Origin of the sequence: Chryseobacterium sp. (assembly GCF_029240215.1) — a bacterium.
Taxonomy (GTDB): domain Bacteria; phylum Bacteroidota; class Bacteroidia; order Flavobacteriales; family Weeksellaceae; genus Chryseobacterium.
This window is the reverse complement of record NZ_JARBTK010000011.1, coordinates 58,786-75,497: the sequence shown is the minus strand read 5'-3', so window position 1 is coordinate 75,497 and position 16,712 is coordinate 58,786. Positions and strand designations below refer to the sequence as shown.

The window sequence follows — 16,712 nt, the reverse complement described above, 5'->3', positions numbered from 1 at the left end:
TTCTCTTTACCCGAAACAAGGTTTCCGCCATCACCCATTACGCCAGATCCGGCAGCTGCAGTATAATTAATGATGTTGTTCTTACCATTTACCAATGAGCCTTGAAAATTGTTAACAGTATTTGTATTACCGGTTACAAATGTGTTGACACTATTGCTGCCAGTTATAACATTACTATTACCATATATATTGGTAGAAGAAGATGTAGTTGAATTAGCCCTTCCAAATATTGAGACCAAGTTACCCGTTGCTGAATTACCACTGCCCCATACAAAACTACCTATGCCGGTAACTGTGTTTGCTGCTTCAAGCGTACCATTATCAACTGCTCCTGCACCGCCATAAAAACTACCTGTTGTTGTAATAATAGCTCGTGAAATACCATTAACGCCTAAAACCAGGTTTTGAGCATCTTTGGTACCTACATAGTTGTTGGTTGCACCCATAAGAGTGGGTACTGTACCAATTGGATTAGTACCTGCGTTTCCTGTAACGTGCCAATCGTCTGTGCCTGCAGTATTAAATTTTATCCAAATCGAACCATCAAAATAATAGTAACCTTCTGCTGTGATATTGGCTGTTTTGATAGAAGGTGTATTGACAGCTGATGTTGCATATACAATAGCTCCTTTTTGATCTGCAAGATACTGTCCATCTTTTCCTTTAATATCGTCACCCGATAGTCTGGGAGCGATAATTCCTTCTGCTGCTGTGCTAGGTGTTTTTGCAGAAACGTCTAAAGTTGCTTTCGGAGTTTCGGTGTTAATACCCACCTGAGAGTAAGCCAATGAACTTACTACTAAAGCACCTAAAAGAATAATTTTTTTTTTCATTTTAAAATGTTTTTGTTTAAATATTGTTTTTTATAATTTCCATTTACATTCCCCCACTTGAAAGGGTGCAATTCGCCTTTGTCGATATTGACGGGGTGCTTATTCTCCTTTTCGTGGTCTTTGGTTTCTTTAAAAAATATCTTTCAAGTATCTCGTTAAAAACCACCCTGCCAATGGAGGGGAATTTTTATACGCCCCTTATCTCAATTTTTTAGGTTTAGAACCTAAAATTTTACGTTATACAACCCAAAGCTTTCGGTATCGAAGTCCTTTTTTCAGGTCTTAGATCTCATTTTTTATGTTCTGAACCTCAAATTTGGGGTCTGGAACCTCATTTTTCAGATCTTGAACCTCATTTTTTTGGCTGGTAACGTAAAAAAAGGGTCTTCCAACGTCAATGCCGGATTTCAGAACCCCGAAATACAAAATCCGATATTCATTATTTCAGAAAACAAAGAGAAACAACTTACTGAATACAGGCAACTTATTAGCGTACATAATTCGGAATTATGTGGATGCATTTTCCTGCTTCTAAAGCTCGTTTTTAACCTTTCCATAATATTTTCTGACGACGATCTCTTTCACTGTTTTATCTTCAAAAAACAGATACAACACGGTTTTCCTGCCCAGCCAAGTGGTGTGAAGAACGTACGTCCAAACCTCTGCAGGGTAGTAATTGAAATCCTGACCCATTACTGCCAAAATTTCTTCCTTACTCTTTCCTGCCAAATGTTGTAATGTATTCTTCGTCATATGTTTGAACTTGCAATGAAGTATCTTAGATTGGTGAGCTTTGTAAATTTCCTCGAAAATTGGTACAAATGCACCACTACTGCAATTACTGTGGGTACAGAATCCCGTAATACACCTACATAATTCGGAATTATGTAGATGTGTTTTTGAGATAAGGCAGTAGGTATTTTGTTTAAAATCAATGCTTTAAAAGCTGAAAAAGTATTATTAATTGATTATAAACACCGATTATTGTGATTTGAAAATTTGATTAATGTTATATATTTGTGGTACTATGAAAACACAAATACTTCTTTCTTTTGCATTTCTGCTTATCTGTTCTCTGTCTTTTGCACAGATCGCTGAGATTCCCAAATCTTATCAGATAAAAATAACACAATATCGGGAGGAGCTGAAAACCCAACCGGAAGCTGCACAGAAAAAATTATTGATTCTGATAGACGAAGCAAAAAAGAAAGGGCTTCATCTCGTGAGCATCCGTGCTTATGAAGTATTTGCTTACCGCTATGCCACTATAGGCGATGGTCAAAATGCACTGAAATATGCAAAGGCAGCGGTGGAACTAGCAGAGCAGCACGATTATCCGGCAGAAGCTGCGGTGATGTATGGCGTTATCGGGCAGCAATATGGCAGAATGGGGATGGATGATGATGCCAAAGAATATCTTCAAAAAGGCATAGACCTCATCAGAAAACCTAAGAACGACGACGAAAAGCACCACCTGGGAAATCTGTACACTTATAGAATCTATACCAAAGAAACAGGAAAAGACAGCACCCAAACCTATTTGAAATATGCAAAACAGGCACTTGCCACTTATCTGACCATAGAAAATAAGGAGCTGCGCAAAAAGACCAGTGCGTTGGGATATGGGAATGTGGGAATGCTCTACGGTGAAATGAAACAGTATGATTCTGCCTTTATAGCACTGAATAAATTGCTCACTCTGAATAAAGGGAAAAATGCCTATTTGTCCGGTGGCTCTTACTTGCAAAAGGGAATGCTTTTTTTAGAAATGAAAAAATTGGATTCAGCAGAAATTAATTTGAAAAAATCTGAAGAAATTCTCTTGGGGAAAGGATTCATCAACGAAGAAAAAGAGCTTTACTCCCAATTTATAAAGCTGTACGAATTAAAAGGTGATAAAAATAAACTGAAAGAATATAAATCTGCCTATCTGGAGCTTGAAAACCGTCAGCAGAAATCAAGACTTGGAACTGCCACCGAATTATTGAAAAATGAAAACAATGAGAAAAAAACTGTGATCTCCAATTTCTACAAAGTTGCTGTGGGACTTGGTATTGTGATTATCTCATTGCTCATCGTATTGGGTATCCAGAGAATAAAGTACAGAAGAGAAAAAGCGGCTTTTGATGCATTCCGGAATAACAGAATTTCAGACGAGAAATATTCTGCCGGAAACCATTTAACAGAAAATAACCCTGAAATCAAAGCAATCCCCGAAGAAATACAAAAGAATGATGCCCTGAATGAGGAAACCGAAATCAGATTGTTACAAGGTCTGGAAAAATTTGAAAAAGAACACGGCTACAACGAAAAAGGAATTGCACTTGGGAAAATTGCGTCTCAGCTCAATACCAACACCAAATATCTTTCTATCGTTATCAAAAATCACAAGGCCGATAATTTCAGCAATTATATCAATACACTCCGCATCAATTATATCATAGATAAAATAGAAAACGCTCCGGAATACAGAAAATACAAGCTGAGTTATCTGGCAGAAGAAACCGGCTTCTCATCAGCCAATGCTTTTTCCAAGGTTTTTAAAGACTTCACGGGAGTTTCGCCGTCGTCATATATCAGCTTGATAGGAGAGGAGCAATCCATCAATTGAGGACCGGAATGTATTGAGTAATTTTTAAATTATTTTAAAATTAATTTTTTTGTAATTCTGTTGCCTTCCGGAGTAATAATGACGATAATTGCACTCTTAATTCCTTTCACCGATTGGGCAACGTTGACTGTAAATTTGTTATTACCTTGAGATAAAGTGGTGTTTTCAGTGTTTAATAGTTTGCCATCTAATCCGTAAAGCTCAATTTTTGCTATTCCGGATTTGGAGGTTTTCAAAGAAACATGAATGTCGTCTACAACCGGGTTGGGATAAAATTGTACAACAGGCTCACTTTTGACTTCATTATTAGCTAAAATAAGATTCGGAAGGTTTACGATCCAACCATATGCTGCTATTGCCGGACCATCTTCAAAACCGGCTATGTATTTACCATTGGGTGAAATTGCATAAGCTGCCCCCATAGAATCTGCGGTCGAGTTTACTGTAACTCCCAAGTTGATAAGATAAGTTTTAAAATCTATGGGAGTAGTGCCCAATATGGGATTGTATATTATTGGATATCTGTTTGTATTGGATGGTTTATACCATATTCCTACTACAGTTCCGTCATTTGATATTCCTGAAAATGAACCTCCGGCGTAGAGAGACGGATTAGGATTTGCAAACTCAGTATAAGAATCTGAAACAGGATCATATATAAAAGGGAGACTGTCGAAGGTGCCAACCGCTGTTCCGCTTTCGTTTATACCACGGACTTCACTGGAAGTAGATGTCGGCAAATTACCATTATGCATAATATATTTAAACACACCTGTCTCACTAAACAATGTTGGAACACGTCTCGTAGATGGTGTCGGGATGTCAACCCATCCGGCAGTTTTCCCTTGATTATTAACGCTATAGAATGTACCGTTTACAAAATCGCTGTTGCTGGCTCTGGTTGTAGTGCCTGTCTGTATATCATGAACAAAAGGAATGACGTTGCTGGTATTGGTAATCTGATCCAGAACGCCCATTTGCCCGGCAATATATCTGCCATTATCGGATATTTGATAAGGAACACTCTCTGTAAATAAAGATGTTGTGGTTGTGTTCGGAGGGAAAGGGATATTGATCCAGGTAGTGCTGCCATTTAATTTATAAGCAGGTAATCTGAAACTTCCATTGGTAATGCTTCCTACGAGATCTCCATTATTATTAGTACCTCTCAGTCTATAAACACTGGCTTCCTTAACAACATAAGTATTGGTGGACCAATTGTAAATAAGTCCGAATGAAACGGCAACCCCACTGTCATTTACATCTTGAAAAGCCGAATTGTTAACGACAAGTTTACGATACTCCTGAGCGGTTAAAAAATTGGAAATGATCGCTAATATGGCAAATAGTTTATTTTTTTTCATAGAGATTAATATTTTGATGTTATATCAAAGTTGTGGTAATTAATTTGCTTACAAAATCTATCTGTGTGAGAAATTCCAAAATTATCTCTTGTAAATAACGAAACTCACAACTCTATTTCCTCTTTTTCGCTTTTAATCTTTGATAAGAAAAACGATGGCGTGACACCAGTTTCTTTCTTGAAAACAGTTGCAAATACTTCTCTGGAAGCAAAACCGCAGACTTCTGCCAGATAGCTGATTTTATATTCTCTGTACTTTGGGTTTTTATAAAGTAATTCTATGATATAATGAATTCTGAGTCCATTAATATAACTGTTAAAGCTTTTTCCTTTGTGTTGTTTGATCACTTCAGAAAGGTATCTTGTATTGGTATTGAGAGAGTTGGCAATATGGCTAAGACTTATATCCTTCCGGATAAATTTTTGATCTGCCTCAAATTTGGATAGCTTTTGTAATATCGAAGTTGCCGTATCGTTTGTAATGCCTATGTTTTTTTCTAAACTATCTTTATTGCTTTCTGCTTTGTTGATCTGCTGGAGTTTTTCTGTTTCCTCTTTTTTAATAGACTCGATAATAGCTATATATTTTTTATGCAGTCTGTTTTGATTTCTTTTCCAGAAAAATCCTGCTATTAAGATTAAAACTATCAGGATTGCTGAAACAGCTATTAAAAGATTCTGTATACTATTGTTATGAGCTGTGTTTTGTTCATCAATTATTTGTTTTACAGGTGTATTGATGGTTTTTTTCTCTGCATTTACAAGGCTGTCATTCAGTTTGGTATATAGATTCATATATTTTGAAGAGGTCTCTTTTCCTCCTGTTTCCACATAAGATTTAAACATCACTTCATAAATATCTCTACGGATGTATGGTGTATTGAATTGTTTTTCCAGTTGTTCTGCCTGTTTTGCAAAATCTATCGCTTTGGTATATTGTTTCTGATCAAAATATAGCCAGGCAAATTCATTAAAAAGGGTTACTTCAATATTTTTATTTATGTTATACTTTTTATTTTGGCATATGTCCAAAGCTTTAGAAAAGTACATTTTTGCATCCTCAACATGGTGTAATGCAACGTTTGTCATTCCTAAATTAATATAATTCAGAGCCAAGATATGATATTTTTTATTGATAAAATCTTTACTATCGTCTAGTTTTTGTATGGTTTCTAAACTTTTTTTCTCATAATAGAGTACAGAATCTATGGGAGCATTGATATGGGCAGAGTACGTAGCCAAACCTGTATAGATCATTGAGACCTGATAATTTCTGTAATTGTGGGATTTGATTTTGTGCGCAGCAGCCAGAGCCTTCAAAAATTCTTTATGACTCTCGCTATTAAAGCCTAATTCTGTATAAGAAGATGCCCGGAGTCTATAAGTATTTGATAATATTTCATGATCTCCTGTTTCTATTGATAATTTTTCTGTCTCTTTACTTAGCTCAATAACTTTTTTAAAGTTTCCGAGATCAAAATATTTTGCCATCAAAATGCTATTGCTTTCCATCATTCCTTTCTTATAATGTATGGTTTTTGAGAGCTGATAGGTATTTTTGGAGATTTCTATAGTTTTTTTAAGATCCTTTGTCGATAGTTCTTTTGCTTTGGCAATTTCCTGATTGATTTTTTCTTCAGTAATTAACTGCTCAGATTTTTGGGCGTGAGTAAATCCGAAAATCACACAAAATAATAGAAGTATAAATTTTTTCATAGGCCGTGTTTTAAATAGTTGCAAATTAAAGATTAATATAGGAATTGATGGGAAATTCCGTTGTTATGTTTTCGTAATTTATCACATTTAAAGTTAAGCATAATTTATTGATAACAAGAGTATTTGTGCAATTTCTTGTAGTAGCTTTTATGTTCTGATTACAATCTGTTTTTAGAATTATTTATTTTTCTTACAACAATGAGCGGAGGTCTTCTTATTAAATTCATTTTTTTTATTTTATTACTGATTATCAGTGTTGTTCATTTGTAAAATGTTTTTTTTACCCCATTGTTTTTCATTTTTTTTGGTGAGATATTCTGAAAACCTCACATATAGTGTTTTTGTAAAAGAAATTATCTGTGTAACATTACAACAGCTTATTCAAATAGTGTTTGTTATCAGGTAGATAGCAATCAAAAATAAAAAAAGAAGAACACAAATGATGAAATTTTTATGATTCCATCTTTATTGAAAAATAAATATCTCCCAAGTACATACATGAATATAGTGTAAGAGCTTAATAAATAATATTTGATTTAAGGATTTTTGAAACATAAAAATCTCTCCTGACAAAGAAGTATTCATCAAAATTTTAATCAATATAATTTTTTGGTGCATCAGATAGCAAGATTTAGTGTGGGTAAACTTGCATATTGTATTTTATTCTTGGATGAGCTGTATAGTGGCAAAAAATATCAATATTTGATGTGAATATGTTGTAATATATTCCGAAAATCTCACGTATTGTTCTTTCAGCTACAGGAGTAAACGTATAATTTTGCTGAAGATTCCGGATAAGTGTTGTTAGTATACTTTCCGAAATAATATAAAGAGAAATACAAATGGAGAAAATTAATTTATTGAACAGCGAAGCCTATAATCCCTTTCGGGTGAGGGTTTTGCTGTTTTTATTTTTCTTCAGTTTTACTATATCTGCATTTGCTCATCCTGTTACACCTACACCGAAAGGTGCTGAAGATAAAACTTCAGAATCTTTACAAGATTCTCTTTCCCTGAAATCGGATAAGGTTGAGACTGCAAAAATCTATATATCAGAAGGTACTACTTTTTACAACGCCCAAGAGATCCACGGAAATGTAGAGATTGTACAAAAAGAAAAGATTGTAAAAGCAGCAAAAAATAAAACAGGCCATCAGCTTACAAAAGCTCTTCCAAAAAAGCAAACCGTTGCCAAGCCCAAAATAGAAGGAGAAAAATATACGGTTAAAGTCCGGTTCACGCCTCTTCCTTTTGAGTCTAATACTATTTTTTCAGGAAGTGGAGAAAATAGTATAACAGTACCTACCACCAATTCACAATTCAGAATTGTGGCATTGGCGGTACAGTATCAAATTTTTTTCTATATTCCTTTCCAGGAAAAACACAATTCTAAATATATAATGTCTTTTGCCAATGAAATTTGTCATTGGCAAATGCACATTCGCCCGCCACCAACAGCTTAAGAAACAATAGCAAACGTGAATTCTCACAAAAACCACATCCTTCATTCAATCGCAATGTTGTTTAGAACAAATTGAAGAAAGGTGAGTGTGGTCTGGCGTAGCCAATCTTAATAACAATCAGATAAACCATTTGTGTATTGATTTCTTCGAATCTTCGATTTTGTGGCAAAACAAAAAGTAGATATCGTGAATACACTAATTAACAATTTTTAAAAAACAATTTAAAATGATACGAAAAATTTTACTAACTGTTCCTCTTTTAGCAGCTACGATCTGTTTGTACGGACAATCCGGGAAAGCAGTTGGAGTGATAGCGGCAACAGACGTTGTTCCTATTGACTTTCCCCATAGTTCAGCCATTTTGGATGTAAGATCTTCCGACAAAGGATTTCTTGCACCCAGAGTTGCATTGGCATCACTTACAAATGCATCACCGATTACCACCACAGGCACTGCACTTAAAACAGGACTTTTGGTTTATAACTCTACAGATAATGCGGAATTAGATAAAGGCTATTATTACTGGAATGGCGTACAATGGCTTCCCTGGAGAAAAAGCTCAAATATTATCCAAAGCTCTACAGCAGCAGATATTAGCACAGCAACTTTAGGATATGTACCACAAGGAACCGGAGCTACAGCACCGGCTACATTTACTTACGGAAACGTAAAAGGCACCAAAGTAGGATGCTTCAAATTTACAGTAGGCAACAACCACTCTTTCTGTGGTTATGACTTGAAAGATACTTCAAACGCTGCTATAGGTGTTAATTGGTCAACATCTTTTGCGATGGCAAAAAGCATCAATGGTTATTTGGCTACTGCTACCAGTACAGAGGAATGGGATTTTATCAAGACCAATCTTCTGCCAAACACTCTTCCTTCACAAAATCAAAATAACGCTTGGTTAGGATTTAATAAAGTAACCTATCCCGGCAATCCCAAACAATTTACCTGGATTACTGGTGAGAAGTCTATGGTAGCATGGGAGCGTGCAGGGATTGCTGCTGCACCGGATAATGCAAATGCAAGTTTTGAATTTAACTTTGCCGACAGTCAGCCCGATGATGCTGGCAATGCAGAAGGTTGCGTACATATATTTCCTGCATCCCATACTGGTGGTGCTAATAGATATTGGAATGATGCCGCTTGTACCAGCACATCTATTTCCGGGGCAACAGTATCCTATCTCATCGTAGAATTTCAAAATTAAAAACTACAAATTATGAAAATTTTTTATCTGGCTATGTTTAGTATAGCTTTTAGCATAAGTGCATCCGCTCAGGTTCAGGTTACTAATCTCCCAACCCCGCCGGCAATAGAAAACTCTGTAATGTTGCAGGTAGATGCTGCCGACAAAGGTGTTTCTCTACCCAATGTAGCCCTTGCTGCTACTGACGTTGAAACTATTATCTCGCCAAAAGATGGCTTGCTAGTGTATAATACCAGTACCACTACCACTAATCCTGCCACAGATGTTACACCCGGCTTTTATTATTGGTACAACAACGCCTGGCAACCTCTAGGGAAGATTACTGACTCTTATATTTTCCAGCAAAAGATAGATGTATCTGTTTTGGGATATACCCCAACACCTATGACTACGGCTCTTTTTACTGCTGAAAATAGCGGCAGTTCGTTTAGTTCTGGTGGTGCTACCTGGAATAAAAGAGGTTGTGTGAAATGGACAGTGAGCGCAGGAGGTAATGAGCATACCTATTGTACTTACAGGGCTTCTAGTAACAGAACCTGGGCTCAGGCTTTTAGCTTTGCACAAGCCAGAGGTGGCTACTTGGTTACCATTACCTCAGATGCAGAGAGAAACTGGTTAAAAACTAATGTTATTGACCCAACAACCGGTAAAGATTTATTGAATAGCATCTGGCTGGGCTACAACAAATATCAAAGCCGATATATTCCGGCAGAAGGGAATAATGGCGATCTACTTTATGAAAGATATCGTTACAAGTGGATTACCGGAGAAAAATGGACGGTAAACTGGGAAGTCCCTGCCGGAGCGACCGTACAAAATAATTTTGCTACCGGACAACCCAGTATTATAAATGCTAATGGCGCTGCATTTATTATGAGAACAGCAGACAGTGCAAGCAGACAATGGGATGACAGAGATGGAGCAACTTCTACAGATGCTAAAGATGTAATCGTAGAATTTCAAGATACCTATTAAAAAACAATACAATTTACATAATGAAAAAAACAATATATATATCAATACTTGCCTTTATTTGTACATCAAACATTGCCTTTGGGCAAGTCGGCATAGGCACGCAAACTCCCGATGCATCTGCAGTACTGGATGTGGTAGCTTCTGACAAAGGATTCTTGGCACCTCAAGTAGCTTTAGTTGATACAGGTACTTGGACATTAACAGGCAACGCAAGAGAGGGTATGCTTGTTTATAATACGACAGATAATCCCACACTAGACCCGGGTTACTACTTTTGGGATGGTGCCTGGCAACCAACAGGTATTGGTTCCAGAACCAATATAATATCAGATGGTGTGATACCCTCTATTCTTGGGTACAACCCGACTGGTACACATCCTGCTAGTACCGGTGTATTAAGTCCTACAGTAGACGGATTAACAATTACCAACAGAAGATGTGTGCAATGGACGGTGGCAAGCGGTGGCAATGGGCATTGGTATTGTGGTTTCACTAGTGGGAATAACGGTACTAGTGGTAGCAGTCCGGGAACAGGAGGGATGAATTGGGCAACTGCCTACAAGGTGGGGAAACAGTGGGGAGGCTATCTGGTAACCATTACTTCTAATAATGAATACCAATTTATTTTAGATAATATTATAGAGTATGACCACGGTACCTATAACGAGTTTAATAACAACATTTGGATTGGGAATAATAAAGCAATAAACAGAGCTTTCGCTGTTGGTACTCCGTCACCAGGTATCCCGATTGAGTTTTATTGGATCACAGGTGAAGAGTCCAAATCTCTATGGAGTAATGCAACTACTGTTGAACAAAATTTTGCTGATAATAGTAGTATTCCGAATGAACCGAATAACAATGGTGGTAATGAAGGCTGTTCTCATATCTGGGCTAATGGTATGAGTAGTGGGATGAATGCTTTGAAACTCAAATGGAATGACGCACCTTGTACAAAGACTACTTTTGAACCAGGAGGTCTTACTGCTGAAACAAGAGCATTTAACCAATTGATTATAGAATTTAACCAGTAATAATTTTTCTGTCCGCTGTTTCGCTTACCTAATAAAGTAATGTAACAGCGGGTTCTTAAGTTAGATGTTGGTCATTCAGCACAAAACGGCGAACTGGAAATATTCAATATCAACTAACCATTATAATTAATCTGTATCATTTTACAAATATATTTTTCCACTTATACATCCAGTCTTTAGCAAACAAGGATTAGAAAGAAAAAAAATAACCATAAGAAAACACAAGATAAACACAAATTTTAAAAAAAAATTTCAAAATGAAAAAAAACATCATTTTTTTAGGAGCTCTATTATTGGGCTCAACAGCTTACTCTCAGGTGGGTATTAACAATGAAACTCCGAAAGCAACGCTAGACGTTTCTGCAAAAACACCTAGCACAGCAGCAGAAGGAATTATCGCTCCCAGACTATCGGGTGATGATATTAAAGGAAAAGATGGACAGTATCTTTCAGATCAAAAAGGAGCTATTGTATATGCAACATCAGCTGTCAGTACACCTTCTATCAAAACAGCCAATATCACAGCAGAAGGGTACTACTATTTTGATGGAGCGCTTTGGGTGAAGTTTGGTAGTGGGACTGTGGCTCCCGGAACCGAACCTTGGAATGTGCAAGGTACAACAACCCAAGCCACCGGTAATAGCCAAAACATCTATCAGCAAGGGAAAGTAGCTGTAGGCTTTACAGATGCTGATGGTATAACAACAAAACAACTGGAAGTAAAAGGAGATTTTAAATCAGAATATAACAATGGAGGCCTTTTCAGTGGTATAGAGACCAATTCTGATGGGTCAACAGGAGGACAACCTGGTAGTAACATATATATGAGGAACGCTGAAAACGTTGCCGATGCTACAACAACCGGTTCAGTTGGGGTATATGGTTCGGGACAACCGTATATGTTCAGTTCTGCAAAATTCTCTGATAATACTATCTCAAATGGTCAATTACAGTCTGTTTCTTTTCCCAATCTTGGGAGTGCCATATTAATGAATGTAACAAACGGACAAGCCAATACAGAGACAAAAATAGAAGTAAACGGTATGGGGCCTACAGGGAGGGTTCTTCTTTCGGACGCTGTAAACAGTAGTTTCAAGTCTGAAGTATCCATATTTAGAACGGCTGGTGTACAATTTAATTTTAATGATGCGAGCAATGTTTATGAAGGAAGTTACAGATTTCCAAGAAACGCCCCGACTCTTAACCAAGTACTGGCACGTGTCGGCACCGCAACAGGTGGTACTCCTCAACTAGGTTGGGCAGATGTTTCAACCCTTGCACCGGAACCATGGAGAATTCAGGGGACGACCAATCCTGCAACTGCTAATACTGATAACATCTACCAACAAGGTAGCGTCGCAATTGGTATTGCGAGCGGTGCATCTATTCCTGCAGCAGAAGTGACAGCAAATAACCCGAAATTATATGTAGCAGGTAATGTTTCCGCAACGGGATCTTTTTACACTACAACAAGTAAATACGCTGATTATGTTTTCGAAGATTACCTTGATGGTACCTCTACAATTAATGAAAATTACAAATTCAAATCATTAGCCGAAACAGCAGCTTACATCAAAGCAAACAAACACTTACCGGGTGTTACTGCGATCAAAGATATTCTGAAAACAGAAAACGGTTACAATGTTAACCTTTCAGAATTGTCGATCCAGCAATTAGAAAAAATAGAAGAGCTGTATCTGCATACTATCGAGCAGCAGGAGGAGATTGCTAAGCAAAAAACAGAGATCAACGACCTAAAATCCCGTATGGAAAAGTTGGAGCAGCTTCTTGTAAAAGAAAACAATAACAAGTAATCCAAATTCCTTTAAAAATGAAAAATAAATATAAAGGAATCAACATAATATTGGCAATGTCAATATTATGTTGCTCAGTCGGTTTGGTCTCTGCTCAGGCAGGGCAAACCGGTGTTGGCACCAGAAACCCAAAAGGAGCTTTGCATGTAGACGGAGCTAAAGATAATGATGCTACTGCGCCCACAGCACCTACGGCAACGCAGGCAGCCAATGATGTGATTGTAGATAAAACGACAGGCTTTATCGGTGTGGGTGTTTCAGCTCCTACAGTACCTCTTGATATGAGATCTACAGTAAATACAGATAATGCTTTGGGTATTGGTACTACCACAATGACAGCCGTTGCTGCTGCTGCTGGTGCTGTACGTTATGATGAAGTTAATGTACCGGTTGGTGCAAAAATAGAGGTGTCAGACGGTTCTGTTTGGAACAAACTATACATCGCTCCACAAAAAGCTGTAGTGGTAGCTCGTAAAATTTCGACTAAAGCAATAGGAACCGCAGCGACTACTATTGACGATTGGAGTGAGGTATACGATTTGAGCAATAGTTTTACTCCAGCAACAGGTGTTTTTACGGCACCACGAGCAGGAACGTACACCTTTCTATTAACTTTTAACCTTGTAAATACTGTGATTGCTGATGCTACTCGAGTAGAATCACAGTTTTACAAAACTTCTGGAACGCCTGCTATTTTGGCAAGGGTGTATAAAACATTCGGTCAGTCGATGACGGGTATCGCTAATGATGCTAATGCAAGTAAACAGACACAGGCAGGAGGATCAAGTACTGTTACATTAACCTTGGCTCAAGGGGATACTGTAGTGCCTAGATTATTACATAATTTAACAGGAGGCAGTATTAATTTGAGGGTAACCAGTGATGCTTCCGATCCTGCAAACCCGGATGCTGGGTTTAATAATTTAACCATTATAGAACATTAAAAATAGATTATGAAAAAGAAAATGATATATCAGTTGCTGACTTGTACTCTTATTTTTTCTACAGGTACTATAGCGGCACAGACAGGGGTGCTTACCCAAAACCCGTCTACTCCCTTTCATATAGATGCTGCGGATGATAATGCTGCTACCATCAGTGCTACACAGGCGGCAAATGATGTGGTGGTAACTGCAGCAGGTAATCTGGGAGTGGGAGTTTTGGCTCCTGTAACCAAAGTAGATCTCCGTTCTGCCGATCAGAAAGGGATAATTGGCGTAGGTCAAAATACTGCACAAACTGCTGCAGCTGCAGGTGGCGGAGCTATACGTTACAATACTTCCGGCTATCTGGATTATTCGGACGGCGAAAAATGGATTGCTTTGCCGTTAACACCACCAACCAAAGCATTGGTAAATGCCAGTAAAGGTTCCGCTTTAGCCATCGCTAACAATTCAGAAACATATATAACAAGTTGGACGAATGAAGATGTTGATACAGGTAACAATTTTGATTTAGCTACGGGTACATTTACAGCACCTCGTGACGGTTTTTATTTGGTGTCTTTTAATATCACGTTGGCTTCTGGCACAATAGCAAACAACAGTTATATAGAAACGATCATAGAAAGCGATCAGCTTACCAATAACATTCCAATTTATAGAACGATCAATTCGTATCCTGCATTTCAAGCTTCTCCTCCTGTAATTAACAATTTTGTAAGTGGTAACTGTAATGCTATTTTTCAACTTGATGCAGGCAAGATAGTGAAATTTAAAGTGAAACATACCTTGGGGGGAAGTAGAAACACCCTTAATGACGCACAATTTAATAATATAAGCATTAGCGAATTATAAGAGTATAGCTATGAGAATACAAAATAAAATGAAAAGCTTGGCTTGTATGGTTATACCGATGGTATTGCTTGCAACACAGGCAAATGCCCAAATGGGAGTAGGCACAAAAAGCTCTACAAATGCCACCGAAATTGTTACTACTGGAGGTAATGTAATTGTAGACAATACAGGCAAGGTCGGCGTATTGGTCGCCGGTCCAAAGGTAGCAATTGATCTGCGAAGCGGCGGTACAAACGGTTCTGTAGCCATAGGAAATACTACCCAAACGGCAGCAGCTGCCGGTAAAGGTGCACTGCGATATGTTAATAGCCCCGCAATTGGGGTAAAGGGCTATCTAGAATATTCTGACGGTACCAAATGGGTAAGTTTTTTCCCAAATGGGAAACCTCGTATAGTGGTAATGGCGAATAAAACAACACAGAATACCGAAGTGTTTGAAGGAGCAGATTCTGGTCCGAAAGCAGGTTTAATGCAACGTCGTTCGTCTTATTTAACGAACTGGACAGAGAAATTAGATTCTGATTCTGGAGTACCAACAGCCAATTTCAATCCTACTACGGGTGAGTTTGTAGCGCCAAGAGCAGGGGTATATTTTGCTACGTTTACCTATGCGCTCTCAAACCAATTTGTACAATCAGGCAGTAGCAACCAAACAGAAGCTATTTGGGAAGTAAGGAACTCAGCCAATGTGATTACTCAAAGGGTAAAAACGAATAATGGGTATGCTTCAGATTCCGGAAATGCTGTCGCTAATACATTACCCATAGGGTCTGCCTGTACGGTAAGTGTTTATTTGAATCAAGGGGATAAATTGAGACCTTTTTCTTGGATTTCAACAGAATTTTCCGACACTTATCTTAGCCAGTTCAATACTGCAAATAGTGGGGTTTACAATGCCCTTACAATTGTAGAGCAATAAGGATATAAGATGATGGGTGACCTCAGAGATGTTTTCATCCATCACTTTTTACCTTCAAAGCATAGTAAGAGACCGAACTGGTTCTCAATTCAATAACCATTAAAATAATTAATCTATGCCTTTTTTAAATTTTGAAAGCCGTCATTTTTCCGAAGCAGAAAAAGCGGCAATAACCACGGCATTGCAGGATTTGCAAACAGCATTGTCTGGGAAATTAGCTACGCTTACAGCAGAAGAACGCCAACAGTATGGCAGTATCAAAGAGCAAAACAAACTGATGGTAAATAAAGTGAAGGATTATAGAGATAGTGATCCTCAGCTTTCCAGCCCCGAAGTGGATTGGGAAGAATTTGGAAATGATTTTGTTAGCCGAAGCTTTTTGCAAACACTCACTAATAGCCTTACGGAGCTCAGCCGGGGATTAGAAAATGCAAAGATTTTACACGATTGGGATAATTATCAGGCATCGTTAACTGATTACCAATATTCTGTATATCGCAATGATTCCGGCAGCACAGGTTTCCATACCAAAGTAGAGGAAATCAAACAATTCTTCAACCGTACAGGCGGCGGCAGTGGCAACACGACACCTCCTGAACCCACGGAGTAGCTGATAATTCTCATTTGATGTCCAGAAGTGCAGCGATGAGGTTGCACAACCTCAAAGTTGAGGTTCAGGACATCAAAAATCAAGTCAATAACCTGAAAAATGAGGTTCGAGACCTCAAATTTGAGGTTAGATAAGTCCAAATTCGAGGATGATAACGTCAAGTTTGGTGTCAACAACGTCAAAAATGGACTTTAAGACGTCAACAATATATAATTTGAATTGGTTATTTCTCCAGCCTAGTAGATCAGGTTATTAGTTTACCATAATTCGTGTTTTTATAGGTTTACTCTGGCTGGAATTTTTTAATGCATTTCGATTGATAATCTTCTTCAACCGTGTAATTTATTTATTAGTGGTTCATCATA

Annotated in this window: 13 protein-coding genes and 1 pseudogene; 10 read left to right on the top strand and 4 right to left on the bottom strand. The window is 37.8% G+C overall.

Annotation, left to right across the window (positions count from 1 at the left end):
• Both K0R77_RS16535 and K0R77_RS16530 read right to left on the bottom strand, forming a co-directional pair.
• Positions 1-788: pseudogene (locus tag K0R77_RS16535) on the bottom strand (hypothetical protein); the annotation flags it as partial.
• Between the two features lie 576 nt (positions 789-1,364).
• The gene (locus K0R77_RS16530) at positions 1,365-1,586 is read right to left on the bottom strand and encodes a hypothetical protein (RefSeq protein WP_300354907.1); all 222 of its coding nucleotides are present in this window, start codon (positions 1,584-1,586) and stop codon (positions 1,365-1,367) included.
• A 274-nt stretch (positions 1,587-1,860) separates the two neighbouring features.
• Between K0R77_RS16530 and K0R77_RS16525 the strand changes: the two genes are divergently transcribed.
• On the top strand, positions 1,861-3,444 hold the full coding sequence (locus K0R77_RS16525) for a helix-turn-helix domain-containing protein (RefSeq protein ID WP_300354904.1): 1,584 nt from the start codon (positions 1,861-1,863) through the stop codon (positions 3,442-3,444).
• 29 nt (positions 3,445-3,473) lie between these two features.
• Here K0R77_RS16525 and K0R77_RS16520 read toward each other — a convergent pair whose 3' ends face one another.
• Positions 3,474-4,808 (bottom strand): T9SS type A sorting domain-containing protein, encoded by a 1,335-nt coding sequence (locus tag K0R77_RS16520; protein WP_300354902.1) that lies wholly within the window; start codon positions 4,806-4,808, stop codon positions 3,474-3,476.
• A 104-nt stretch (positions 4,809-4,912) separates the two neighbouring features.
• The gene (locus K0R77_RS16515; protein WP_300354899.1) at positions 4,913-6,523 is read right to left on the bottom strand and encodes a helix-turn-helix domain-containing protein; all 1,611 of its coding nucleotides are present in this window, start codon (positions 6,521-6,523) and stop codon (positions 4,913-4,915) included.
• An 842-nt stretch (positions 6,524-7,365) separates the two neighbouring features.
• On the opposite strand from K0R77_RS16515, the gene K0R77_RS16510 reads away from it, so the two are divergent.
• The 9 genes from K0R77_RS16510 to K0R77_RS16470 all read left to right on the top strand — a co-directional run bounded on the left by K0R77_RS16510 (position 7,366) and on the right by K0R77_RS16470 (position 16,347).
• Positions 7,366-7,986 carry a hypothetical protein gene (locus tag K0R77_RS16510; RefSeq protein WP_300354896.1) on the top strand — a complete coding sequence of 207 codons (621 nt, stop codon included), beginning with the start codon at positions 7,366-7,368 and terminating at the stop codon, positions 7,984-7,986.
• A 226-nt stretch (positions 7,987-8,212) separates the two neighbouring features.
• Positions 8,213-9,199: a C-type lectin domain-containing protein gene (locus K0R77_RS16505; protein ID WP_300354893.1), complete on the top strand. Its 987-nt coding sequence runs from the start codon at positions 8,213-8,215 to the stop codon at positions 9,197-9,199.
• 12 nt (positions 9,200-9,211) lie between these two features.
• A complete protein-coding gene (locus K0R77_RS16500; protein ID WP_300354890.1) occupies positions 9,212-10,174 on the top strand; it encodes a hypothetical protein in 963 nt (320 codons plus the stop codon).
• A gap of 335 nt (positions 10,175-10,509) precedes the next feature.
• Positions 10,510-11,208, top strand: a complete 699-nt coding sequence (locus K0R77_RS16495) for a lectin-like protein (RefSeq protein WP_300354888.1) — start codon at positions 10,510-10,512, stop codon at positions 11,206-11,208.
• A 257-nt stretch (positions 11,209-11,465) separates the two neighbouring features.
• Positions 11,466-13,022, top strand: a complete 1,557-nt coding sequence (locus K0R77_RS16490; protein ID WP_300354885.1) for a hypothetical protein — start codon at positions 11,466-11,468, stop codon at positions 13,020-13,022.
• A gap of 17 nt (positions 13,023-13,039) precedes the next feature.
• A complete protein-coding gene (locus tag K0R77_RS16485) occupies positions 13,040-13,966 on the top strand; it encodes a hypothetical protein (protein ID WP_300354882.1) in 927 nt (308 codons plus the stop codon).
• Positions 13,967-13,975: 9 nt separating this feature from the next.
• Positions 13,976-14,818 (top strand): hypothetical protein, encoded by an 843-nt coding sequence (locus K0R77_RS16480; protein WP_300354879.1) that lies wholly within the window; start codon positions 13,976-13,978, stop codon positions 14,816-14,818.
• A gap of 10 nt (positions 14,819-14,828) precedes the next feature.
• Positions 14,829-15,737 carry a hypothetical protein gene (locus tag K0R77_RS16475; RefSeq protein ID WP_300354876.1) on the top strand — a complete coding sequence of 303 codons (909 nt, stop codon included), beginning with the start codon at positions 14,829-14,831 and terminating at the stop codon, positions 15,735-15,737.
• A 115-nt stretch (positions 15,738-15,852) separates the two neighbouring features.
• On the top strand, positions 15,853-16,347 hold the full coding sequence (locus K0R77_RS16470; RefSeq protein ID WP_300354873.1) for a hypothetical protein: 495 nt from the start codon (positions 15,853-15,855) through the stop codon (positions 16,345-16,347).
• The last annotated feature ends 365 nt before the right edge of the window (positions 16,348-16,712 follow it).